The 22,799-nt window shown below is 74.1% G+C and carries 18 protein-coding genes; 11 read left to right on the top strand and 7 right to left on the bottom strand.

Annotated features, from left to right (window positions below):
• Positions 1 to 71 precede the first annotated feature (71 nt).
• The 3 genes from ACIRRU_RS21680 to ACIRRU_RS21670 all read left to right on the top strand — a co-directional run bounded on the left by ACIRRU_RS21680 (position 72) and on the right by ACIRRU_RS21670 (position 3,196).
• A complete protein-coding gene (locus ACIRRU_RS21680; RefSeq protein WP_403682953.1) occupies positions 72 to 731 on the top strand; it encodes a class I SAM-dependent methyltransferase in 660 nt (219 codons plus the stop codon).
• 316 nt (positions 732 to 1,047) lie between these two features.
• Positions 1,048 to 1,644 (top strand): carbonic anhydrase, encoded by a 597-nt coding sequence (locus tag ACIRRU_RS21675; RefSeq protein ID WP_403682951.1) that lies wholly within the window; start codon positions 1,048 to 1,050, stop codon positions 1,642 to 1,644.
• A gap of 70 nt (positions 1,645 to 1,714) precedes the next feature.
• Complete coding sequence (locus ACIRRU_RS21670) at positions 1,715 to 3,196, top strand: SulP family inorganic anion transporter (protein WP_403682949.1); 1,482 nt, start codon at positions 1,715 to 1,717, stop codon at positions 3,194 to 3,196.
• A 76-nt stretch (positions 3,197 to 3,272) separates the two neighbouring features.
• Here ACIRRU_RS21670 and ACIRRU_RS21665 read toward each other — a convergent pair whose 3' ends face one another.
• Positions 3,273 to 3,707 (bottom strand): DUF2267 domain-containing protein, encoded by a 435-nt coding sequence (locus ACIRRU_RS21665; RefSeq protein WP_403682947.1) that lies wholly within the window; start codon positions 3,705 to 3,707, stop codon positions 3,273 to 3,275.
• Between the two features lie 322 nt (positions 3,708 to 4,029).
• Between ACIRRU_RS21665 and ACIRRU_RS21660 the strand changes: the two genes are divergently transcribed.
• Positions 4,030 to 6,090 carry a neutral/alkaline ceramidase gene (locus ACIRRU_RS21660; protein WP_403682945.1) on the top strand — a complete coding sequence of 687 codons (2,061 nt, stop codon included), beginning with the start codon at positions 4,030 to 4,032 and terminating at the stop codon, positions 6,088 to 6,090.
• Between the two features lie 4 nt (positions 6,091 to 6,094).
• Here the strand turns inward: ACIRRU_RS21660 and ACIRRU_RS21655 are convergent, their stop codons facing one another.
• The 4 genes from ACIRRU_RS21655 to ACIRRU_RS21640 form a co-directional block, all read right to left on the bottom strand.
• On the bottom strand, positions 6,095 to 6,577 hold the full coding sequence (locus ACIRRU_RS21655; protein ID WP_403682943.1) for an NUDIX hydrolase: 483 nt from the start codon (positions 6,575 to 6,577) through the stop codon (positions 6,095 to 6,097).
• Between the two features lie 112 nt (positions 6,578 to 6,689).
• Complete coding sequence (gene lnt, locus ACIRRU_RS21650; protein ID WP_403683214.1) at positions 6,690 to 8,279, bottom strand: apolipoprotein N-acyltransferase; 1,590 nt, start codon at positions 8,277 to 8,279, stop codon at positions 6,690 to 6,692.
• 108 nt (positions 8,280 to 8,387) lie between these two features.
• Positions 8,388 to 8,954: a hypothetical protein gene (locus tag ACIRRU_RS21645; RefSeq protein WP_403682940.1), complete on the bottom strand. Its 567-nt coding sequence runs from the start codon at positions 8,952 to 8,954 to the stop codon at positions 8,388 to 8,390.
• 69 nt (positions 8,955 to 9,023) lie between these two features.
• Positions 9,024 to 9,809 carry a glutamate racemase gene (locus tag ACIRRU_RS21640; RefSeq protein WP_403682937.1) on the bottom strand — a complete coding sequence of 262 codons (786 nt, stop codon included), beginning with the start codon at positions 9,807 to 9,809 and terminating at the stop codon, positions 9,024 to 9,026.
• Between the two features lie 58 nt (positions 9,810 to 9,867).
• Here ACIRRU_RS21640 and ACIRRU_RS21635 point away from each other — a divergent pair, with 58 nt between their 5' ends.
• Positions 9,868 to 11,049 (top strand): glycosyltransferase, encoded by a 1,182-nt coding sequence (locus ACIRRU_RS21635; RefSeq protein WP_403682935.1) that lies wholly within the window; start codon positions 9,868 to 9,870, stop codon positions 11,047 to 11,049.
• Between the two features lie 39 nt (positions 11,050 to 11,088).
• On the opposite strand, the gene ACIRRU_RS21630 is transcribed toward ACIRRU_RS21635, so the two are convergent.
• Complete coding sequence (locus ACIRRU_RS21630; protein WP_403683212.1) at positions 11,089 to 12,402, bottom strand: TerD family protein; 1,314 nt, start codon at positions 12,400 to 12,402, stop codon at positions 11,089 to 11,091.
• Between the two features lie 254 nt (positions 12,403 to 12,656).
• On the opposite strand from ACIRRU_RS21630, the gene ACIRRU_RS21625 reads away from it, so the two are divergent.
• The 3 genes from ACIRRU_RS21625 (at position 12,657) to ACIRRU_RS21615 (ending at position 16,472) form a co-directional block, all read left to right on the top strand.
• Positions 12,657 to 13,145 (top strand): DUF6643 family protein, encoded by a 489-nt coding sequence (locus tag ACIRRU_RS21625; protein ID WP_403682933.1) that lies wholly within the window; start codon positions 12,657 to 12,659, stop codon positions 13,143 to 13,145.
• Between the two features lie 113 nt (positions 13,146 to 13,258).
• Positions 13,259 to 13,876, top strand: a complete 618-nt coding sequence (locus tag ACIRRU_RS21620) for a hypothetical protein (protein WP_403682930.1) — start codon at positions 13,259 to 13,261, stop codon at positions 13,874 to 13,876.
• A 166-nt stretch (positions 13,877 to 14,042) separates the two neighbouring features.
• Entirely contained in the window at positions 14,043 to 16,472 is a 2,430-nt protein-coding gene (locus ACIRRU_RS21615) for a right-handed parallel beta-helix repeat-containing protein (protein ID WP_403682928.1), read from the top strand.
• Here the strand turns inward: ACIRRU_RS21615 and ACIRRU_RS21610 are convergent.
• Positions 16,439 to 18,895, bottom strand: a complete 2,457-nt coding sequence (locus ACIRRU_RS21610) for a hypothetical protein (protein ID WP_403682926.1) — start codon at positions 18,893 to 18,895, stop codon at positions 16,439 to 16,441. The genes ACIRRU_RS21615 and ACIRRU_RS21610 overlap by 34 nt on opposite strands.
• Before the next feature lie 237 nt (positions 18,896 to 19,132).
• On the opposite strand from ACIRRU_RS21610, the gene ACIRRU_RS21605 reads away from it, so the two are divergent.
• From ACIRRU_RS21605 to ACIRRU_RS21595, 3 genes are all read left to right on the top strand, one after another.
• On the top strand, positions 19,133 to 20,029 hold the full coding sequence (locus tag ACIRRU_RS21605) for a DeoR/GlpR family DNA-binding transcription regulator (RefSeq protein ID WP_403682924.1): 897 nt from the start codon (positions 19,133 to 19,135) through the stop codon (positions 20,027 to 20,029).
• A gap of 73 nt (positions 20,030 to 20,102) precedes the next feature.
• Positions 20,103 to 20,549: an SRPBCC family protein gene (locus ACIRRU_RS21600; RefSeq protein ID WP_403682921.1), complete on the top strand. Its 447-nt coding sequence runs from the start codon at positions 20,103 to 20,105 to the stop codon at positions 20,547 to 20,549.
• A 132-nt stretch (positions 20,550 to 20,681) separates the two neighbouring features.
• Entirely contained in the window at positions 20,682 to 22,754 is a 2,073-nt protein-coding gene (locus ACIRRU_RS21595; RefSeq protein ID WP_403682919.1) for a hypothetical protein, read from the top strand.
• The last annotated feature ends 45 nt before the right edge of the window (positions 22,755 to 22,799 follow it).

The following is a 22,799-nucleotide window of genomic DNA, read 5'->3' as shown; positions in this document are numbered from 1 at the left end:
GGACGCTCACAGCGGCCGGGCAGCGCGAGAGACCCCGGCCCGCGCCGCCGGACCACGGAGGGATCGTGTCGATGGGTGACAGCCACGGAGCTTCGGACGCCGGTGCAGGCCGGGCGCTTCCGGCCGCGGCGGTGTTCGACGCACTGGGAGCGCGGTACGAGCGGGCCTTCGCCTCCTCCGCGGCCCACCGCGCCTCGCTGGACCGGCTGCTGGCGGATCTCGCGCCGGGCAGCCGGGTGCTGGACGTGGGCAGCGGTACGGGGCGGCCCACCGCCGAGACCCTGGCGGCGGCGGGCCACCGGGTGCTGGGGGTGGACGTGTCGCCGGTGATGACCGCCCTCGCGGCGCGGCAGGTGCCGGAGGCCGAGTTCCGGTGTGCCGACATCCGCGAGCTGCCGCCGGCCGAGGGCGCGTACGACGCCGTCTGTGTGTACTTCTCGCTGCTCCAGATGGACCGCGCCGAGCAGGGCGCGCTGCTGGAGCGGCTCGTCCGGTCGCTGCGGCCCGGCGGATGGCTGGTGGCGGCGACGGTGCCGCTGGACGTGGCGGGTGTCGACGCGGTGTTCATGGGGCAGCCGGTGCGGGTCTCCAGCTTCGGGGCCGAGGAGTTCACCGCGCTGCTGACGCGGGCGGGGCTCAGTGTCGAGTGGGAGCGGAGTGCGCTGTTCACCCCGGACCACCCGTCGGGCGAATCCGAGCCGCATCTTTTCCTGCACGGCCGCCGGATCTGAGTTTTCCCCCACCCCACGCGGCCCGGCCTCCCCATTGGCGATCACAAAGAACAAGCCGAATGAATGACAAGAATGGCGCATTCGCGTTCCTTCACAAGAAGGTAATGCGATAGCAAAGTTCCGCTCTATATGGTGAGCTGTAGTCACATCGCCACGGTGCGACAGGAGCAGGCACGACCGCGGTCATCCTCCGGTGAATCCCGAGGTAAGACAGCCGCACCGCTCCGAACATTCATACGGATTCGAACAGCGCATTCGTCAATATGACCCGACCACACCGCTCCCCGGCTCCGCCGGATGCAGGAGGCAGGCCACTATGCAGTCCCTCGTAGAACACGCCCGGACTTTCACCGAGCACGTAGCCGCGAACGCAAAGGATTTCGAACGTCTCGCGGACGGTCAGACCCCCGAAGCCCTCTTCGTCACGTGCTCCGACTCCCGGGTCGTCCCCTCACTGTTCACCGGCGCGCGCCCCGGTCAGCTCTTCGAGCTCCGGACGGCCGGCAACATCGTCCCGCCCTACCCCGAACGCGACCGCCCCGCGGGCGAGGTCGCCACCATCGAGTACGCGCTGCGTATGCTCCAGGTGCGCGACATCATCGTCTGCGGGCACTCCCACTGCGGCGCGGTGGGCGCCGTGCACCGGGGTGAGGACCTGTCCGCCATGCCCGCCGTCCGGAACTGGCTGGCGCACTGCGCGGACGGCGCGGCACCCGCCGCGGACCCGGGCGGCCTGCCGGGCGCGATCCAGGCCCACGCCCTCGCCCAGCTCGACACCCTGCGGGGCTACCCCGCGGTCCGGGAGCGGCTGAGCCAGGGCACCCTCGGCCTGCACGCCTGGTACTACGAGGTGCACACCGGCTCCGTGAGCGTGCACCGACCGGAGAGCGGGACGGCGTTCACTCCCCTCTGACGGCTTCCCTCCCCCCACCCTCACGCGCCCGGCCCCCGGCCGGGCGCGCCCGTACCCACAAGGGAAACCCGTGATCTCCGCGAAGGAACTCAAGAACCCCCACGTCGTCCGACGGGACCTGCTGGCGTCCCTCGTCGTCTTCCTCGTCGCGCTGCCGTTGTGCATCGGCGTCGCCGTCGCCTCCGGGGTCCCCGCCGAACTGGGCCTGGTCACCGGCATCGTCGGCGGTATCGTCGTCGGCCTGATGCCGGGCAGCAAACTCCAGGTCAGCGGGCCCGCCGCCGGACTCACCGTGCTCGTCTACGAGGCGGTCAAGGAATTCGGGCTCTCCACGCTCGGCCCGATCGTGCTGGCCGCCGGGCTGCTCCAGGTGGTGCTGGGCGTGGCCCGCTTCGGCCGCTGGTTCCGCGCCATCTCCGTCTCCGTGGTGCAGGGCATGCTCGCCGGGATCGGGCTGGTCATCGTGCTGGGCCAGCTGTACGCCCTGGCCGACACCGACCAGCCGGGCAGCGGGCTGTCCAACCTCGCCGGGCTGCCCGGCCTGGCCGCCGAGATCGCCACGGACACCGAGGCACTGACGGCCTTCGGTCTGGGCGCCGGGACGATCGCCGTCCTTCTGCTGTGGCCCAGGCTCCCCGCCGCCGTGCGGATCGTGCCCGCGCCGCTCGCCGCGGTCGGCCTGGCCACCGCCGTCGCCTGGCTCGCCGGGCTCAGCCCCCTGGTGGCCGATGTGAACGGGCTGCTGCACGCCATCGAACTGCCCGGCGGGGCGGAGTTCGGCAGGCTGGCCGATGTGGCGGTCATCGGCACGGTCCTGGCCTTCGCCCTCATCGCCTCCGCCGAGAGTCTGTTCAGCGCGGCGGCCATCGACCGTATGCACGACGGCCCCCGTACGAACTACGACAAGGAGCTGGTGGCCCAGGGCGTCGGCAACACCATCTGCGGGGCGCTCGGCGCGCTGCCGATGACCGCGGTCATCGTCCGCAGCGCCGCCAACGTCCAGGCGGGAGCGACGACCGCGCTCTCCCGGGTCGCCCACGGGGTGTGGCTGCTGCTGTTCGCGGCCCTCCTCCCGGCGGCGATCGGCGTGATCCCGCTGGCGGCGCTCGCGGGGATTCTCGTACACGCCGGGTGCAAGCTGATGCCGGTCAAGGAGTTCGGGCCGATGTGGCGCGAGCACCGCGGGGAGGCGGTGCTGCTGGCGATCACCGCGCTGGCCATCGTGGTGACCAACCTGTTCGAAGGCGTGGTCCTCGGGCTGCTGCTCGCCGTCGTCAAGTCGGCCTGGGAGACCTCGCACGTGCAGCTCTCCACCCATGAGCTGACCGGCGGCCGGATCGTGGTGACGCTCACCGGCAACGCCACCTTCCTGCGTCTTCCGCGCATCCTGGAGCAGTTGGAGAAGCTCCCCCAGGACCAGCCCATCGAGCTGGACCTCAGCGGGCTGCGCCACCTCGACCACGCCTGCCGGGTGGCACTGGAGAACTGGGCCAAGCGGCACAACGACGCCGAGACCGACCCGGTGAAGATCCGCCCGGCGGCGGGGCTCTGACCGGTTCGGCCGGAAGCAGGCGAACGCCGGGCACTCGGATGGAGTGCCCGGCGTTCGCCGCAGCGGTTTACGACGCTCAGGCGGCCTGGGCGAGCTGTGCGCGGCCGAAGAGCAGCGCGTAGCCGGAGGGCAGGCGGGCGACGAGCTGGGTGACGAGGTCGTCGCCCACGAGGCCCGCGATGCCGCTCAGGCAGACTCCGGCGTCCCAGCGCGCGGTCGCCGGGCTGCCCGCGGTGCGCTGGGCGAGGTCGTACACGAAGGCCGCGCCACCGAGCTGTTCGACGACCGGGGCCTCCGCGGTGAACGCCTGGGCGGCGCTGCGGGGCAGGGCGCCGGCGAAATCGACCCGCTCCTCGCCGGTGACCTGCCGCCCGAGGGCGGTCAGCACCCCGAACAGGACCTCCTCGGCGCGTTCGCGGGTCGGGTAGGCCCCGTCGTACCTGATTCTCTCCAGCAGCCGGTCCAACGTCGCGTCCCGTGGTGCGTCGGTGTCCCGGAGCTCGTGGGTCATCGTGGCAGCAGCCCTTCTCGTCGTACCGCGCGGGTGTAGTGGCTAGTGCCCCCGAAAGCGTCGTTCACTCGGCCGTGTTCAGGAGCGCCCGGACACCGGACATCCGGCCGGAGAGCACCCCGGAGGCCGGACCCCGGCGAGCCGGGGGGAGATCCGCAGGTCGCAGGTGTCGGCACCGGGCCCGCGGAGCTTTTGGGCGGGCCGCCCGCTCGCCGCCCGCACCGGGTGAAAGACCGTCACCCGGTAGAGCTGCGCGACATGGCCATGCCAACATGTCGGGATCCGGACGCTCGTCCGCCGCGGCTCCGCCCCAGGAGGTCACATGCCACCCCCCACCACGCGCCGCTCCCGGCGCAGGCTCCCTCTCGCCCTGCTCGCCGCCACCCTGGGGGCGGCCACCCTCGGCGCCCCCTCCCCCGCTGCCGCCGACGCACCGGACTCCGGGGGCGGCTACCTCGTCGGGCGCGGCATCGCCGATGTGACGGGCGAGGCAGCCGAGACGGGAATGATGGGCTACTCCAGCTTCGACCAGAAGACCTCCGGCATCCACCAGCGGCAGCGCTCCCGGGCGTTCGTCGTCGCGGACCGGACCAGCGGCAAGCGCGTGGTGTACGTGAACGCCGATCTCGCGATGATCTTCCAGTCCGTCCGGCAGGGGGTCCTCGCCCGGCTCCAGGAACGGTACGGAAGCCTCTACGGCGAGGAGAACGTCCTGCTGTCGGCCACCCACACGCACTCGGGACCCGGCGGGTACTCCCATGACGTGGCGTACAACCTGTCCGTCCTCGGCTTCCAGAAGGAGACCTACCGGGCGATCGTCGACGGCATCGTCGACTCCGTGACGAAGGCGCACGAGGATCTCCGGCCCGGCACGATGAGCCTGGGCACCGGGACCCTCACCAACGCCAGCGTCAACCGCTCCCGGGACGCCTTCGACCGCAACCCGGCGGCCGACCGGGCCGCCTTTCCCGACGCGATCGACCCCGCCATGACCGTGCTGCGCTTCCGGCAGGGCGACACGGACGCGGGCGCGATCAGCTGGTTCGCCACCCACAACACCTCGATCACCAACCGGAACACCCTGATCAGCCCGGACAACAAGGGCTACGCCTCCTACGCCTGGGAGCACGACCACGCGGGCGTGCGCTACCTCGACGACGCCCCCGGTTTCGTCGCGGCCTTCCCCAACACCAACGCCGGTGACATGTCGCCCAACCTCAACCTCAAGCCGGGCTCCGGCCCCACGGAGGACGAGTTCGAGAACACCCGGATCATCGGGGAGCGCCAGCTCGACAAGGCCCGGGAGATCTACGACGACGCGAGGCCCGTCGGCGGCGGGGTCGACTCCCGGATCGCCTACGTCGACATGGAGGACGTCACCGTACGCGGGGAGTACACCCCGGACGGCGAGGAGCGGCGCACCTGTCCCGCCGTCGTGGGGGCGTCCACGCTCGCCGGCAGCGTCGAGGACGGCCCGGCCATCCCCCTCTTCGAAGAGGGGATGCGCACGCCCGTCGCCCCCATCCTGGAAGCGCTGCGCATCGACACCCCGTCCTGGCTCGCCACCTGCCAGTACCCCAAGGCGAGCCTGATCCCCACGGGGCTGCTGAGCAACGTCCACCCGGTCACCCCGAAGATCCTCCCGCTCCAGATCATGAAGATCGGCGAGCTGCATCTGGTGGCGGCTCCGGGCGAGTTCACCATCGCCTCGGGCCTGCGGGTGCGCCGCACGGTGGCCCAGCAGCTCGGCGTACCCCTGGACCGCGTCCTGCTCCAGGGGTACGCCAACGCCTACAGCCAGTACGTGACCACGCCCGAGGAGTACGACGCCCAGAACTACGAGGGCGGCTCCACGTTGTACGGCCGCTACACGCTCCCCGCCTACCAGCAGGAGTACGCCCGGATCGCCGAGTCCCTGCGCGCGGGTTCCGCGCTCGACCGGGGGCCGACCCCGCCGGACGAGTCGGGCAGGCAGTTCAGCTTCCAGACCGGGGTCGTCTACGACAACCCGCCCGCGGGCAAACGGTTCGGCGACGTCCTCAAAGCCCCGGAGGCCTCGTACGCGCGCGGCTCCACGGCCACCGTCGAGTTCGCCACCGGTCACCCGAAGAACAACCTCCGCCGGGGGTCCACCTTCCTGGAGGTGCAGCGGCTGGAGAACGGCTCCTGGAAGCGGGTGCTCGACGACGGCGACTGGGAGACCACCTACCGCTGGACCCGGCTCAACGGCCTGACCGGCACGTCGAAGGCCACGGTCACCTGGAAGACCGGCGCGGACACCGCCCCGGGCGCCTACCGCGTCGTGCACCACGGGGACGCGAAGAACCTGCTCGGGAAGATCACCCCGTTCACCGGGACGAGCGGGACCTTCACCGTGCGGTAGAGGGTCAGATGTCGCGGGGTGTGGGCTGGAACCAGGCGGGCCCTTCGGTGAGGGCCTGCTTGATCCGGAACACGGCGAACTCGGCCAGCGGCGGGAGTCCGTCCAGCGGGAACCAGCCCACCTCCAGCGACTCGTCGTCGTTGACCCGGGCCTCACCGCCGGTGTACCGGCAGCGGAAGGTGATGTCGAGGTACTGGCAGCGGTCCCCGTTGGCGTACTCCACGGGCGCCAGCGCCTGGGTGAGCACCACCCGCTCGGCCACGCAGTGCACGCCGGTCTCCTCCAGCACCTCGCGCTCGGCGGTGGCCGCCGGTTCCTCGCCCGGCTCGGAGATGCCCCCGATGACCGACCACGTGCCGGTGTCCGCGCGCCGCCCCAGCAGTACGCGGCCGTCGTCGTCCAGGACGATGGCGGTCACCCCGGGCAGCAGGAGCAGTTGATGACCGGCGGTGGCGCGGATCTCGCGGATGAAGTCGGGAGTAGCCATGGGGCCGAGCCTACGCGGCCGGTCAGGGGGCACGGTCGCGTCGTCACACCGCCGCCTGCCGCTGGGCGAGCCCGGCATGATCAGCAAGACACCCCTTAAGGCAAGACGCGCCCTAAGGGGTGTCCCCCGTCCGGCGCGACCGGACCGCCGAGACCGTGGCCCAGCCCAGGCCCGCCAGCGCGAGCAGGGCGATGACCCCCTCGGGCAGGGGGCCCATGCGGGTGGCGGGGGTGAGCGAGGAGCGCAGCGGGACCTCGTCGACGAGGGCGTCGGGAGTGAACATGCCGCTCTTCTCGACGATCGTGCCGTCGGGCCGGATCACCGCGCTGACCCCGCTGGTGACCGGCACCACCACCGCCCGGCCGTGTTCGACGGCCCGCACCTGGGACATCGCCAGCTGCTGGTAGGTCATCTCACTGCGGCCGAAGGTCGCGTTGTTGCTGGGGACGGCGATCATCCGGCCGCCGTGGGTGACGGTGTCGCGCACGGCGTCGTCGAAGGCGGCCTCGTAGCAGGTGACCAGGCCCACCTTCGTACCGGCGAGGTCGAAGACGCCGACCTTCTTCCCGGGGACGAACTCGCGCTGGACGCGGTCGACGTCCTCGCTGAAGAAGCGGGCGACGGTCCGCATCGGCATGTACTCGCCGAACGGCTGGATGTGCCGCTTGTCGTAGGTGTCGACGGGGCCGCGGTCGGGGTCCCACTCGATCAGGGTGTTGCGGAGGCTGTCCGGGCCCTTCTCGACCACGGAGCCGATGACCGTGGGGACCCCGATCGCCCTGACCGCGTCGTCGATCACCTGGCGGGCGTCGTCGTTGAGGTACGGGTCGAGGTCGGAGGAGTTCTCCGGCCACAGCACGAAGTCCGGCTGCTTCTCCGTGCCCGCCCGCACGTCCTCGGCGAGCTGGGCGGTGCGCCGGGCGTGGTTGTCGAGGACGGCGCGGCGCTGGGCGTTGAAGTCGAGGCCGAGGCGCGGGACGTTGCCCTGGATCGCGGCGACGGTGGCGGTCCCGTTCTCGGCCGAGCCGTCGACCAGGGGCAGCGCGGCGAGCGCCGCGGCGAGGGGGACGACGACGGTCGCGGCGGCTCCGGCGACGGCCGCGCGCGGCACCTTGCCGGTGGCCCGGTAGGTACGGAACCGGCGAACGGCCTCGTAGAGCCCGAAGCCGCAGAGCACCACGGCGAAGGAGAGCAGCGGGGTGCCGCCCAGCGCGGCGAGCGGCAGGAAGACGCTCTCCGCCTGGCCGAAGGCGATCTTGCCCCAGGGGAAGCCGCCGAACGGGATCCGGGCCCGGACCGCCTCGTCCAGGGTCCAGACCGCGGCCGCCCACACCGGCCAGTACGCGAGCCGGGTCACGGCGGCGATCCCGAGGCAGCCCACCGCGATGAACAGTGCCTCGGCGGCGGCGAGGGCCAGCCACGGCACCGGTCCGACGTCCTCGCCGGTCCAGCGCAGCAGCGGGAGCATGAACCCGAGGCCGGAGAGCAGCCCGAGCCCGAAGGCGGCCCGCGCCCGTCGCCCGTGGAGCACCCAGCCGAGCAGCGCGAACCCGGGCAGCACCAGCCACCACAGCGGCCGGGGCGGGAAGCTCGCGTAGAGCAGGACGCCGGAGAGCACGGCGGCGGCCGGGCGCTGGAGCCGCCGCAGCGGTCCGGCGGCCGGGCGCGCCGCGGCGGGCGGCTGGTCGTCGACGGGGGTCATGGTGGCGCTCACCTGCCGGATTCTACGGTGAGCGGGGGTGGGCGGCGGCGCTGCCCCGGGCCGCGGTCTCCCGGACGGGCGGGGCCGCTCGGGCGCGGCAGCACGGGGTCAGGTGGTGCGGGGGCGCTTGCCGGCGGCCGACAGGTGCAGCCGGCGGCGGATGAAGCGTACGGCGGACGCGGCGTCGTCGACGGTGACGGTGAAGGTCCGGCCGTCGGCGAGGGTGAGGATCATGCCCTCGCCCTTGCGCACGACGACGGCGGTGCCCTGGTCGGGCCGCCAGCGGTAGCCCCAGCCGCCCCACTGGCGCGGGTTGACCCGGGGCACGAAGTCCGCCCCGACGACATGGTCGAGCAGGATGCGGCGGCGCGGCAGCCCGGCGTGGCCGCAACGGACCTCCAGGGCGTCCCCGTCGACCCTGACGGCCACGTGGACGAAGGCGAGGGTGCCGTAGAGGATCAGCAGTCCGGCGGCGACGCAGCCGATCACGGACATGAGCAGCGGGAGGGTGCCCGAGGTCCAGGTGGAGCCGAGGGCCAGCTCGATGCCCAGGGCCATGCAGCCCGCGCCCACGAGGGCCAGCAGCCACTGGAGCCGGTTGGTGGCGCGGCCGTTCCACTCCGTGGGCGGCGCCTGGCTCGACCCGTGCCTCGCGTGCTCGGCGTGGTCCGTCATGTTCAGCAGCGTAGCCGCGACCGGGCGGCTCGGCCGGGCCACGTGGTCCCTTCGAGGGGCCCGGCCCGGTCAGCGGGCGGCGGCGGCCGCGGTCAGGTTCCGGCCCTCGGCGTAGGTGAGGGCCGCTTCGGGGAGGGGGCCGGGGTGGCCGCCGAGCAGGACCGTGAGGGTCCCGGACGTAACGGCCGTCGGGGCGGGCTCGGCGCCGATCCGGCGCAGCGCCTGGGCGGCGACGGCTCCGGCGGAGCCGTGCAGGGCGACCGGCGGGCGGCCGGGCCGCTGCACGGCGTCGCGGATACGGGTGGCGACCAGCTCGTAGTGGGTGCAGCCGAGGACGACGGCCCGCACGTCGGGCGGGGTGAGCGCGGCGGCGGCCGCGACGGCACGGTCGATCCCGGCCTCGTCGCCGTGTTCCACGGCGTCGGCGAGTCCGGGGCAGGGCACCTCGGTGATCGCGGCGGAGCCGCCGAACTCGGCGATCAGCCGCCGCTGGTAGGGGCTGCCCGTGGTGGCCGGGGTGGCCCAGATCGCGACGGAGCCGCCGCCCGCGGCGGCGGGCTTGATCGCGGGGACCGTGCCGATGACCGGCAGCGCGGGCTCCAGCTCGGCGCGGAGCGCGGGCAGGGCGTGGACGGAGGCCGTGTTGCAGGCGACGATCAGCGCGTCCGGCTGGTGGGCGGCGGCGGCGCGGGCGACGTCCAGGGCGAGCGCGGTCAGGTTCTCGGGGGTGCGGGGGCCCCAGGGCATCGAGCCGGGGTCCAGGGAGAGCACCAGCTCCGCGTCGGGCCGCAGCCGGCGGACGGCGGCCGACGCCGCCAGCAGGCCGATTCCGGAGTCCATGAGCGCGATCTTCACCCGGTCACCCTAGCCGACAGCCCTTGCGGACCCGGCTCAGTGGGGCAGACTTCGGCGGATGAGCGCCGTTGCCTTCATCGCCGTGGGTTCGCTGGTCGCGTGGGTGTGGCTGCTGCTGGGGCAGGGGTTCTACTGGCGGACCGACCAGCGCCTGCCCCGGCGCGCCGATCCGGTGCTCTGGCCGTCGGTCGCGGTGGTCGTCCCGGCCCGCGACGAGGCGGCGATGCTGCCGGTGAGCCTGCCCTCGCTGCTGGTCCAGGACTATCCGGGCGAGGCGTGGATCGTCCTGGTCGACGACTGCAGCAGCGACGGCACCGGGGAGCTCGCCCGGGACCTGGCGGCGCGGCTGCGCGGACTGCCGCTGACCGTGGTGTCGCCCGGTGAGCCTGAGGCGGGCTGGACGGGCAAGCTGTGGGCCCTGCGGCACGGCATCGCGGTGGCGCGGCAACGGAAGCCGGACTTCCTGCTGCTGACCGACGCCGACATCGCGCACGAGCCGGACAGCCTGCGCGACCTGGTGGCCGCCGCCGGACCCGTGGGGCCCGAGGGCTTCGACCTGGTGTCGCAGATGGCGCGGCTGCGGGTGGAGAGCTTCTGGGAGCGGCTGGTGGTGCCCGCGTTCGTCTACTTCTTCGGGCAGCTCTACCCGTTCCGCCGGGTCAACCGGCCCGGGTCGCGGACGGCGGCCGCGGCGGGCGGCTGTGTCCTGCTGCGCGCGGAGGCCGCCGAGCGGGCGCGGATCCCGGAGTCGATCCGCCAGGCGGTGATCGACGACGTGTCGCTGGCCCGGGAGGTCCGGCGCGGCGGCGGCCGGATCTGGCTGGGGCTCGCGGAGCGGGTGGACAGCGTGCGGCCGTATCCGCGGCTCGGGGACCTGTGGCGGATGGTGGCGCGCAGCGCGTACGCCCAGTTGCGGCACAGCCCGCTGCTCCTCGCGGGGACGGTGCCGGGGCTGCTGCTGGTGTACGTCGCGCCGCCCGTGACCCTGGTGGCGGGTCTGCTGACGGGCGAGGGGGTGGCTGCCTGGGCGGGCGGGGCGGCGTGGGCGGTGATGACGGCGACGTACCTGCCGATGCTGGCGTACTACCGGCAGTCGCCGTGGCTGGGGCCGCTGCTGCCGGTGACGGCGGTGCTCTATCTGCTGATGACGGTGGACTCGGCAATCCAGCACTACCGGGGGCGGGGCGCGGCCTGGAAGGGCCGCACCTACGCGCGCCCGGACGCCGCGCACGACCGGTGACACCGCCGGACGGCGGGCCGGGCCGCCGTCCGGGGCGGGTCACTTGCGGCCGGGCGTCCAGTTCATGCCCCAGCCGTAGGCGGCGTCGATGGTGCGCTGCGGACTCACCCCGCGGTCCGGGACGAGGTAGCGGGCCTCGCGCTGGACGGTGAGGTCGCCGCCGTTGTTGGTGATCAGGGCGAGGGCGCAGACGGTCGAGGGCACGGTGCACTCGTCGAGGGAGAAGTCGATCGCCGCGCCGTTCTGCGGCTGGAGGGTGACCGTGGCATGGAGATCGGCGAAACTCCGGGCGCCCTCGTAGATCGTGACGAAGATCAGTACCCGCCGTAGCTCGTTCTTGCGGTCGAGGTTGAGGGTCATGTTCTCGCCGCTGCTCATCGCGCCGGTGCGGTCGTCGCCGTCGAGATGGATATAGGGCGGCTGGTTCAGTGACCCGAAGGCGTTTCCCAGCGACTGGACAACGCCCTTGCGTCCGTCGGCGAGTTCGTACAGCGCGCAGAGGTCGAGATCGAGATCGGCGTGCATCGCGACGGCCCGGCCGAGTTTCGCTCCCCACCCCTTGAACTGCTTGCGCACTTCCCAGTTGAGATTGACGCGCAGCGCGCCGGAGGTGCCGCCCTGCTTGGCGAGGGAGACGGCCGGTGCGCTCTTCGTCAGCGTGATCTTGGTCAGCCGTACGGGCGGGGTGGCCGTGGGGGCGGGCGGGGCCGCAGGAGCGGGCGGAGCGGGTGCGGCCGGTGCCGGGGCAGCCGGGGCGGCGGCGGGCCGGTTCTGCGGGGGTGCGGGCGGGGCCTGCGGGGAGGGTGCGGCCTGCTGCGGTTCGTCGACGGAGATGCCGAAGTCCGTCGCCAGACCTTCGAGCCCGGTGCTATAACCCTGGCCCACCGCACGGAACTTCCAGGCGCCCTGACGCCTGTACAGCTCGCCGAGGATGAAGGCGGTCTCGACCGTCGCGTCACTGCTGTCGAAGCGCGCCAGCTCCGCACCGCCCGCCGCGTCCGTGATCCGCACGTACAGCCCGCTCACCCGGCCGAAGGAGCCGCCGTCCGACGAGGCCGCGACGACGACGCGTTCGATCGCGGGCTCCACCCTGGCGAAGTCGACGACGAGGGTGTCGGTGATCCGGCCGTCGGCCGTGGCCTTGCCCTCGTGGCGCACCGCTCCGGAGGAATGGGCGGGCTGGTTGTAGAAGACGAAGTCCGCGTCGCTGCGCACCTTTCCGGCCACCAGGAGGAGCGCGGAGGCGTCCACGTCCGGAGCGCCGGGCGCGGCCCGCCACCCCAATTCGACGCGTACGGTGCCCGCCGGCACCGGAACGTTGGTTCCTTTTTGCATGGTCATGCTCTCCCCCATCACGAGTGCGGCTGTCTGCGGCTTTCCCGACAACCTAATCCCCTGCCCGGCGGAGCGCGCTCCGCCCGTTCGGGACCTCCCGGCGATCCGGTGGTAACCCCCCGTGAACTTGCCCTTTACACGATCAGTACACGTCAGCGCGCCCTTTTTTGCCAAGTTCGCTCGCATTGGGGATCGCTGTTCACTCACATCGCGGAAAACATCCCTCTTATCGGGCTCCACAACCGGCGTGTCGAGGGCTTAACTTAGGTGGCATGACGTCCCCCCGCTCCAGCTTCGGCGGCGGCTACTACGCCGCGTCGTTCCCCGACACTCCGATCTACGACTCCCTGGTCGCGGAGCGCGGAACCCCTCAGATCGCCCCCATCCGCGTCCCGGCCGCCTACGACACCGGCAGCAGCTATCTGCCCGCCCGGACCTCCGCGCTTCCGGCGCTCCCTGCGGGCCCCTCGCAGCACTCCGGGTCCTACGGCTACCAGCAGCAGCCGGCCCCGCAGTACCAGCAGGCCCCGGCCCACCAGGCGCCGGCGCAGCCCGCCCAGCTCCAGCACGCGCCCGCCCCGTACATCCCGCAGCAGCCCTCGGCGCCGCGCGGCTACGGCTACCCGCAGCAGCCCCAGCCGCAGCGCCCCGCCCCGCCCACCGGGTACGAGGCGATGCGCCCGGCGGCTCCGCGTCCCGCACCGGCGCCCTCGCCCTACGAGGACCCGTACAACCGGCCGTACCAGAGCCGGGGATACTGAACACCGGGCACCTCTGACCACCGTTCGACGGGCGCGCGCCGGGGGACGCGCGGGGCTTCGGTCACACACGAGTGCGACGGAGGTCCGGAGCCCGAGGGACCGGGGACAGGGGGATGAGGGACGTGTGGGCTCTGCTCGCGATACTGCGCGGGCGACGTAATCCGCTGCGCCACGCCGTCGACCGCCGGGAGGCGTGGGTGACGCTCGGCGCGCTGGTGCTTTTGGTGCTGGGCGCTCCGGCGGCGGGACTGGCGGGCGCCGCCGCCGCCGACGCCGCGCTCCAGCGGTCGGCCGCCGCCGAGCGGGAGGGGCTGCACGCCGTCGACGGGGTCGTGGTGCGCCCGGTGCCGGGGCGCGAGAGGTATCCCGGTGATCCCGAAGCCACCTCCGAACGGGCCGTGCGGCCCTGGGTGCTGGCGTCCTGGCGGACTCGGGGCGGTGTGCGCCGCACCGGGAAGGTGCCCGCGGACTCGGACACCGGGGGGCCCGGTTCCGCCGTCCGGATCTGGACGGACGCGGCGGGCGTGCCGGTGGAGCCGCCGATGGACGCACGCACCGCGCGGACGCACGCGGTGCTGGGCGGCGTCGGGACGTTCCTGCTCGCCGCCGGATGCGTGGAGGCGGGCAGGCGGCTGGTCGCACGCCGTGTGGTGCGGAGCCGGTACGCGCGCCTGGACCGGGAGTGGGCAACGACGGGTCCGGACTGGGGCAGAGCGGGCAAGGGCGGCTGACCCCGGGGCCCCGCGGCCGCGGGCGGGGCGCCGACGACGTCGCTCCGCGGCCGCGACTCGTCAACTCCCGCCTCTCCCGCGCGCTACGGTGGTCCGACCCCGTCCGCCCCGCCAGGCGTACGGGCCCGAGGCAGCGCACAGCACGAGGTGGGGGCAGAGCAGCGCCATGGCACAGGGCACGGTCCAGGTGACGCACACCGGAACTTCGCGATGGCGCCGCCGCACCGGCGAGTACGCCTCCCTCTCCGCGGCCCTGGAGGCGGCAGCCGACGGCGACGTCCTCACCGTCGCCCCGGGCACCTACCGGGAGAACCTCGTCATCGACCGCGCGGTGACGCTGCGCGGCCCCGAAGGGCCGGTCGGCTCCGTGCGGATCGCCCCGGACGGCGGCGTGCCCCTGACGGTGCGCGCCTCCGCCGTCGTCCAGGATCTGCACATCGAGGGCCAGGACTCGGCGGCGCCCGCGCTGCTGGTCGAGGACGGCACGGCGGAGCTGAGCGACCTGCGGATCGTGACCCGGTCCGCCGCGGGCGTCGAGGTGCGGGGCGCGGCCCGGCCCACCGTGCGGCGCTGCACCGTCGACAACCCGGCCGGGGTCGGCATCGCCGTACTGGACGGTGCGGGCGGGGTGTTCGAGGAGTGCGAGATCGTCTCGGCGGGCCAGTCCGGGGTCTCGGTCCGCGACGGCGGGCATCCGCGTCTGGACCGGTGCCGCATCCACCACGCCTCGGGCGCGGGCATCACCGTCACCGGTGAGGGCAGCGCTCTGGAGGGGGTCGGCTGCGAGGTGTACGAGATCAAGGGCGGCGGCGTCCAGGTCACCGCCCGCGCCTCGGCCCACCTGACCGACTGCACCGTGCACCGCACGTCGGCCGACGGGGTCACCCTGGACACCGACGCGGTGCTGACGCTCGCCGACTGCGACATCCACGACATCCCGGAGAACGCCGTGGACCTGCGGTCGCGGTCGGTGCTCACGCTGACCCGCTCCACGGTCCGGCGGTTCGGCCGCAACGGGCTCTCGGTCTGGGACCCGGGCACCCGGGTGGACGCCAACCGGTGCGAGATCCACGACAGCACGGGCGACTACCCGGCGGTGTGGGTCAGCGACGGGGCGACGGTGATACTGGACGCCTGCCGGGTGCACGACGTGCCCGACGCGCTCTTCGTCCTCGACCGCGGTTCGCGCGCCGACGTGGTGGACAGCGACCTCACCCAGATCCGCAACACCGCCGTGTCGGTGAGCGACGGCGCGACCGCGCAGCTGGACGACTGCCGTATCCGGGAGGCGTCCACCGGCGCCTGGTTCCGCGACCACGGCAGCGGCGGAACGCTCAACAACTGCGTGATCGACGCGGCGCAGACCGGCGTCATCGTCACCAAGGGGGCGGACCCGACGATCGAGCGCTGCACGGTCACCTCGCCCGCCGAGGCCGGGTTCTACGTCTCCGCCGAGGGCCGGGGCACCTTCGACGGCTGCCGGGTGACGGGCAGCGAGGGCTACGGCTTCCACATCATGGAGGGCTGCCGCACCACGCTCACCCGCTGCCGCACCGAGCGGTGCGCCCGGGGCGGTTACGAGTTCCCCGAGAGCGACGGCGACGCGGCGACCGGCCCGGTGGTCCGGGACTGCGCGAGCGACGAGAGCGGGCTGCGTACGGCGACGGCCCCGGCGCCCGCCGTGCAGACGGCGACCCGGTCGGGCCCCGGGCTGCTGACCGCGATGCCCGGTCAGCGCGCGGTCGAGCCCACCCCGGACCCGGTCGCCCCGGCGGAGCCCGCCCGCGACTCCTCGGCGGTCCTCGGTGAACTGGACGCGCTGGTGGGCCTGGACAGCGTCAAGCGCGAGGTCCGTGCCCTGACCGACATGATCGAGGTCGGCCGCCGCCGCCAGGAGGCCGGGCTGAAGGCGGCCTCCGTCCGCCGCCATCTCGTCTTCACCGGCTCCCCCGGTACGGGCAAGACGACGGTCGCCCGGCTGTACGGGGAGATCCTGGCCTCGCTCGGGGTGCTGGAGCGCGGCCACCTCGTCGAGGTGTCCCGGGTGGACCTGGTCGGCGAGCACATCGGCTCGACGGCGATCCGGACGCAGGAGGCGTTCGACCGGGCGCGCGGCGGGGTGCTCTTCGTGGACGAGGCGTACGCCCTCTCCCCCGAGGACTCCGGCCGGGACTTTGGGCGGGAGGCCATCGACACGCTGGTGAAGCTGATGGAGGACCACCGGGACGCGGTGGTGGTGATCGTCGCCGGGTACACCCACGAGATGGAGCGGTTCCTCACCGTCAACCCCGGTGTGGCCTCGCGGTTCTCCCGGACGATCACCTTCCACGACTACGTCGCCGAGGAGCTGCTGCGGATCGTCGAGCAGCAGGCGGAGGAGCACGAGTACAGCCTGGCCGAGGGGACCGGGGAGGCGCTGCTGAAGCACTTCACCGCGATCCCCCGGGGTGCCGCGTTCGGCAACGGGCGCACCGCGCGCCAGACCTTCGAGTCGATGGTGGAGCGGCACGCGGGCCGGGTCGCCCAGCTCGCCGAGACGAGCACGGACGACCTGACGCTGCTCTACCCGGAGGACCTTCCCGAACTGCCCCTCTGAGGGCCTTCCCGCTCGCGCGGGGGCTCGCCCTGGCGGGGCACCAGCGGGCCCAGTTCCTCGAAGAGGACGGCCCGCTCCTCGGCGAAGGCCGGGTCGGCCTGGTAGTCGGAGTGGCCCAGGATCGGTTCGGGCAGCGGGAGCCGGGTGGTGCGCCCGTAGACCAGCGGGTCCTTGAGCGGCCCCCGGTCGACGGCCGGGTCGGGGTCGGCGCAGATACGGACGGGCCCGCCGATGGGGTCGGTGGTCCGCCACAGGTTGCGCCAGCGGTGCACCGAGCGGTGCAGCCCGCGCAGGGGCTCGGGGCCGAAGTAGGCGGGGAACCACCGCCCGTACAGGCGCTCCAGGGGCGATCCGTAGGTGAGCAGGGCGACCCGGCGGCGGGTCGCGTCGGGCAGCTGCCACACCGCGGAGGCCGCGAGCACGCTGCCCTGCGAGTGGCCCGAGATGACGAGGCGGCCCCCGGGGTTGGTCGCGGTCCAGGCGGACATCCGGGACGCCAGGTCGGGGACGGCACGCTCGGCGTAGCACGGGGGCGCGAAGGGGTGGGCGGCGCGCGGCCAGAAGGTGCCGACGTCCCACAGGATGCCGATGGTCCGGCGTGCCGACGCGTCCTTGTAGGCGCGGCGTCCGCCCGCGACGAACAGCAGGAAACCGAGGCCGACCAGCCAGGATCCGGTCGACTGGGCGGCCTCGGCGAGTGATTCGAGGAACGGTCCGCTTCCGTCGAAGGCCCGCCCCGGCACCTCGCCGCTGCGCCAGGAACCGGCGACCGCCCCGGTCCCGAGCAGCAGTCCGGCGGCGGAGACCACGCCGAGGATCCAGGGCGCGGAGTCGGTGAGGGGCGCGGTGGCGCGGATACGGGCGATGCGCCGGGTCCGGGCGGGGTCGGGCGGCTCGGGGGCGTACTCCGCCTCGATGCGGGGGCCGAGGCGGCGGGCGGTGCGCGTGGTGCGGACGACGAGGACCAGGACCGGGACGAGCAGGAGCAGCAGAAGGACCGGGATGACGGATGCCTGCCAGCTGAGCAGGACGGGCGGCCCCGCCATGTCGGCCCGGTCCATGCCCGGGGTGCCGGGTCCGTCGAGCCAGTCGGCGACCCGCTGGGCCACCCCGCCCGTCATCACGCCGCCGAGGGCGCAGGCGAGCATCGCGACCGCGGGGCCGCCGAGTCCGCGCAGGACGGTGCGTGGCTCGGGGGTGCGCCGGTAGACGCCGTGGGCGACCAGGGCGAGGGCGACGACGAGCAGTCCCTGGCCGAGGGCGAGCAGCTGGAACGCGGCCTCACCGGGCAGGCTGCCCGCGGACCGCCAGTCCGGGCGCGACAGGCCCGCGTACAGCACCGCGAGGGCGAGCAGGACGGCCGCGGCGACGGGCAGATAGCTGATCAGGGCGCCGTCCAGCCGGGTGTCGCGGGTCCGTTCGCCGCGCCCCCGGCGGCAGACCACCCAGACGACGACGAGGGCGCACAGGAGGAGAGCGCCCTGGAGGAGGGAGCCGAACGCTTCGGGCACCGGGCTGCTCGCGGTCCGGTCGTGGTGGGCGGCGGCGCCGGAGACCGCGGCGGCCACGGTCAGGAATCCGGCCGCCGTGTGGGCGGCGCGGAGCCGGGCGACGAGCCGGCGGCCGTACCAGAAGCCGGGGCGGCCGAGCGCGGGGCGGACCGGGCTGGCCCGACGCCCCGTCCCGCCGGTGTCCGGGCCGGGCGCGCCGGGCCCGTGGGACTCCGCGTCACCCTGGTCGGGGTCGCTCTCGCCGATGCCGGTGGCGGTGCCGGTGCCGTCCAGGGGGCGCTGGGACTCGTACGCGCTCCAGGTGCGGTTGGACAGGTACCACAACAGCCCCACCAGGGCGGCGGGCAGGACGGCCGCGAGGGCGAGCCGTCGTCCGGGCTGCGCCCACCAGCCGCCCTGGTGGGCCGACAGGAAGCCGAGCCAGGAACGGCGTTCGGAGCAGGACGCGGTGCCCGCGCACTGCCAGGCCACCAGGTCCAGGGCGACCTCGCAGGCGGCGGCGGTCAGCAGCACCGTGAGGCTGAGGGCGATGAGCCGCACCAGGACCCCGTACAGCCGGACCGCGCGGGTGCAGCCGGTGGCGGTGGGACGCATCCAGTGCGCGAGGTTGACGACCATGAACGGCAGGAGCAGCAGCCACAGGGCGCGTGAGGCGTTCCCGGAGGTGAGGCCGGACCAGCAGTAGGCCTCCGCGACGGGCTCGTCCCGGCGGCGCTCGGGGTCCTGCTCGGCGTCGGCGTCCTCGGTGCGGCGGTACACGGCGGCGGTCGTGTCGCCGGTGACCCGGACCGTGCGGGGGTCGCCGAGCACCTCCTGCGGGGTGGCGCCGCCCACGCCGTGGACGAGCAGTTCCAGCGCTGTCGCGGTGTGCCCGGGGGTCGGGGAGGAAGGGGGCGGGGTGGCAGAAGCCAAGGGAGGAACTCTTTCCGGAGCGGGCGGCACGGCGGGGAGGAGGTCAGCGGTGGCGGGGCCCGCCACGGGCGAGCGGCGCGGCCGCCGGGAGCCACGATCCCCGGCCGGGGGTGTGCGCGTGAGCGGTCTCACGGAATCTCCCCAGGTGGCACGCGAGACATGCCTGCGTGGCAGGATGAGCGGATGTCGCGGACCGCTGCGGACCGCTACGGCCACAGGGAAGGAACGGACCCGGCGTTGAGCGAGAATCAGAACCTGCTCGCGGAGCAGCGCCGTGCGCTGATCCTCGACGAGGTGCGCAGGCGGGGCGGGGTCCGGGTCAACGAGCTGACCCGCAAGCTGAACGTCTCGGACATGACGATCCGCCGGGATCTGGACGCGCTGGACCGGCAGGGTGTCATCGAGAAGGTCCACGGCGGCGCGGTCCCGGTCATCGAGGCCAGTACGCACGAGCCCGGGTTCGAGGCGAAGTCGGCGCTGGAGCTGAGCGCCAAGGAGGACATCGCGCGGGCCGCGGCGGCGCTGGCGGTGCCGGGCAGCGCGATCGCGCTCTCGGGCGGAACGACGACCTTCGCGCTGGCCCGCCAGCTGCTGGACGTGCCGGATCTGACGGTGGTCACCAACTCGGTGCGGGTGGCCGACGTGTTCCACGACGCACAGCGTCCCGCCGCCGGGCGGAGCACGCGCCCCGGGGCGGCGACGGTGGTGCTGACGGGCGGGGTGCGTACGCCCTCGGACTCGCTGGTGGGTCCGGTCGCGGACCGGGCCATCGGCTCGCTCCACTTCGACGTGCTCTTCCTCGGCGTGCACGGCATCTCCGCCGAGGCGGGCCTGTCCACGCCGAACCTCGCGGAGGCCGAGACCAACCGCCGGTTCGTCCGGGCGGCACGGCGGATCGTGGTCGTGGCCGACCACACCAAGTGGGGCACGGTGGGCCTGAGTTCCTTCGCGTCGCTGGAGGAGGTCGACACCTTCGTCACGGACGCGGGGCTCGCTCCCGGGCTGCGCGAGGAGATCGGGGAGCATCTGCCGGGTCTGCTGGTGGCGGGCGAGTCCCCCGCCGGCACTCCGTCCACCGGCACGCCCGCGGACGGCGCGCCGAGCGGTGACGCTCCGGCCCCCGCCGGAGGCTGAGGCGCGCCCCGCGGTGCGGCCGGGGCCTCGTCCTTCCCGCGCGGGTTCGCCGGACACCCCATAGGATCGCGGGGTGGCCGTCTTCCGCGTCGAGCGCTTCTCCCCTCTCCCCGCCGCCGAGGCCTGGCGCCGGGTGACCGACTGGGAGCGGCACGCCGCGCGGGTTCCGCTGACCAGGATCTCGGTGCCGACGGGGCTGCCGACACGGGTCGGAACAGTCTTCGTGGCCCGTACGGGTCTGGGGCCGCTGGCGTTCGACGATCCGATGGAAGTGGTGCGGTGGACCCCGCCCGCCGGGGGCCGGGCCGGGGTGTGCCGACTGGAGAAGCGGGGGTCGGTGGTGCTGGGCCGGGCCTCGATCGACGTGCTGCCGACGGACGCCGGTTCCCATGTGGTGTGGGTCGAGGAGCTGCGGGTGCGGCTGTTGCCCGGGTGGGGTGACCCGCTGCTCGCCTCCTCGGGGCGCCGCCTGTTCGGCGGCGTCCTGGACTCGCTGCTCTCCGCCCCCGGCTCCCCCTGACGGAGCCCGGTGGGCCGGGGCCGCGTGAAGATCACCAACGATCGGGCGGCCGTCGCGGTGCGGGTGATGTGACCGTCACACGATTGACTCGTTGGCAGGTATGACACTCCGCCACCGCCGGAAGGCGCACTCATGCCGATCCACCAACCGCAGCAGCGGGCCGAAGCCCGTCCCGACCGCACCGACGTGCGGCAGGCCGAGGCCGCTCTCGTCGAGCACTACCCCCGCCTGGTGCGGCTCGCCTACGTCGTCCTGCCGCCCGCGCTCGGCCGGCACCGCCGGGTCCTGGCCGCCCATGCCGCCGTCCAACGGGCCCTGCCCGTCACCGGTGTCACCGCGGACGCCCCCCGGGTGCCCGCCCAGTCGCGCCGCGCGAAGGCGGTGCCGGGCCGACGGGCCGCGGCGCGCGGTTCGAGGGCCGACGCCATAACGTCGGGCGAGGCGACGGCGGACGGCACGGCGGACAGCAGCCCGTCGGGCGCCCCCTACGCCCTGATGCGGCTGCGCGTGCTGCGCTCCGCCCTCGCGTACGAGCGGCGGCCCCGCTGGTGGCCGGGGCGGCTGCCGGTCCCGGCCGTGCTGCGCCCGTCGACGCCGGTGGTGTGGGGGCTGCGGCTCTTCCCCCGGGCGGGCGGTGCCGACGAACTGGCCCTGGACCGTGCCCTGTCCGAGGTGCCGGGTGAGGTACGGGCGGCGTTCGCGCTGCACCTGCTGGAGGGGCTGGACGAGTCCGGGGTACGGGCGCTGCTCGCCGAGGCGAAGGTCTCCGAACCGGCGGCCGCGGTGCGCCGGGCGGCCCGGCTGGGCGGTCCGGACCGGGCGGCGGCGCGGGCCTCGCTGCGGTCGGGCGAGTTCGACCCGTGCACGGTCCAGACCCGTCCGAGCGACCTGCTGCGCCGCAGGCACCGGACGCGGGCGGTGGCCCTGGCCGCGGTGCTGTGCGTGGTGGCGGGCGGTCTCGCGGTGGCGGTCGACGACCAGGTGCGGGGCCCGGAGAGGTCCCGGGCCGCCGAGCCCCCGGCCGGCCCGGCGCTCGACCCGGCCAAGCTGGCGCGGACGGCTCCGGAGCGGTGGGCGGACACCTCGCGCATCGACTTCTCGGCCTGGCCCGCGCGGGGCGGGCGCACGGACGACACCGAACTGCTGGGCCGGGCGCTGCGGGTGTGGGCGCAGCCGCCGAAGACGGTGACGGTCTCCGCCTCCCCCGGCACGGTGACGGTGCCGCCCGCCCAGCCGCCCCGGCTGCTGTTCGCCGGTGAGGTGGACGGGGCGGCGGTCGTGCTGTTCCACGACGCGGGGGTGCGGGTGGTGCGGTACGCGGAGCCGCTGTCCGGGTCCGGCGGTGCCGCGCTGGACTTCGCCCGGACCGATGACGCGGACGTGACGTCGGGTGCGGCCGTCGTCGTCAGCCGTGCGGGGCAGCGGGCCCGGTTCCTGCTCGCCCCGTGGATCGCGGAGTCCACCACCCGCGACCTCCTCGCCCCCGACACCCCGGGCCGTCCGCTGGACGTCGGCCCGGACGGGGTCACGGCCGCGGTGGCCCGGCCCGCCCCGGCCGGAGGCTGCGACACCTGGCCGGTCCTGCAGTTGCGGTCCTCCGAGCGCATCGTGGAGAAACACGCGTTCCTGATCACTGATCTGGGTGACCTCACCCCGGCCCACCTCACCTACACCCCGAAGCCGGGCCGGGGCGCGCCCTCCCGGCAGCCCCGGGAGGCGACCGGCCCCGAGGCACTGGTCGCCTGGGCCCGTACGGCGTGCTCCCTCCGGACGCTCAGCGGGTCGGGGGTGCGGTCGGTGAACAACTGGGCCTTCGCCGAGCAGCGGCTGCCCGAGGGCGGGGCGTCGGCCGACTGGCTGTGCACCCGCGCCGACACCTGGCGGGGTGCGGGCCGGGTCCTGGTGCAGTTCCTCCGGCCTGCCACCTCGCCCACCGACCCGGGCACGGTGGTCGCCGACCGCGAGGACACGGCCCTGTGCAGCAGGTTCGGCCAGCACGTCCTGGCGGGCACGCACTGGAAGGCCGACTCCGGCCAGTGGTACGTCCTGGCGGCGGGCAGCCGCGCGGTGACCAGGATCGAGGCGAGCGGCACGGTGAAGGACGCGGCGTCAGGCCCGACGCTCGCGGTGCGCGCCCCGCGTGACGCGACGGTCCGGCTGACGGGGGCGCTGCGCGAGGGCGGCACGCTGACGGCGGTGCACTGAGCGGGCGGGCCGAGCCGGTGGCCGACAGTGGTACAGACAACGCAC

It is taken from the genome of Streptomyces sp. NPDC101181 (assembly GCF_044767975.1).
In the GTDB taxonomy this organism is placed as follows: domain Bacteria; phylum Actinomycetota; class Actinomycetes; order Streptomycetales; family Streptomycetaceae; genus Streptomyces.
Note: the sequence above shows the minus strand (reverse complement) of the source record. Positions and strands in the feature narration are given on the sequence as shown.

Excerpts from the sequence above, each read along its gene's own strand:
- ACIRRU_RS21655 (WP_403682943.1), bottom strand. The coding sequence starts at position 6,577 with ATGGCTACTCCCGACTTCATCCGCGAGATCCGCGCCACCGCCGGTCAT.
- ACIRRU_RS21665 (WP_403682947.1), bottom strand. The coding sequence starts at position 3,707 with ATGACCCACGAGCTCCGGGACACCGACGCACCACGGGACGCGACGTTG.
- ACIRRU_RS21620 (WP_403682930.1), top strand. The coding sequence starts at position 13,259 with ATGAGGGACGTGTGGGCTCTGCTCGCGATACTGCGCGGGCGACGTAAT.
- lnt (WP_403683214.1), bottom strand. The coding sequence starts at position 8,279 with ATGACCCCCGTCGACGACCAGCCGCCCGCCGCGGCGCGCCCGGCCGCC.
- ACIRRU_RS21675 (WP_403682951.1), top strand. The coding sequence starts at position 1,048 with ATGCAGTCCCTCGTAGAACACGCCCGGACTTTCACCGAGCACGTAGCC.
- ACIRRU_RS21645 (WP_403682940.1), bottom strand. The coding sequence starts at position 8,954 with ATGACGGACCACGCCGAGCACGCGAGGCACGGGTCGAGCCAGGCGCCG.
- ACIRRU_RS21630 (WP_403683212.1), bottom strand. The coding sequence starts at position 12,402 with ATGGGGGAGAGCATGACCATGCAAAAAGGAACCAACGTTCCGGTGCCG.
- ACIRRU_RS21680 (WP_403682953.1), top strand. The coding sequence starts at position 72 with ATGGGTGACAGCCACGGAGCTTCGGACGCCGGTGCAGGCCGGGCGCTT.
- ACIRRU_RS21615 (WP_403682928.1), top strand. The coding sequence starts at position 14,043 with ATGGCACAGGGCACGGTCCAGGTGACGCACACCGGAACTTCGCGATGG.
- ACIRRU_RS21625 (WP_403682933.1), top strand. The coding sequence starts at position 12,657 with ATGACGTCCCCCCGCTCCAGCTTCGGCGGCGGCTACTACGCCGCGTCG.
- ACIRRU_RS21635 (WP_403682935.1), top strand. The coding sequence starts at position 9,868 with ATGAGCGCCGTTGCCTTCATCGCCGTGGGTTCGCTGGTCGCGTGGGTG.
- ACIRRU_RS21660 (WP_403682945.1), top strand. The coding sequence starts at position 4,030 with ATGCCACCCCCCACCACGCGCCGCTCCCGGCGCAGGCTCCCTCTCGCC.
- ACIRRU_RS21595 (WP_403682919.1), top strand. The coding sequence starts at position 20,682 with ATGCCGATCCACCAACCGCAGCAGCGGGCCGAAGCCCGTCCCGACCGC.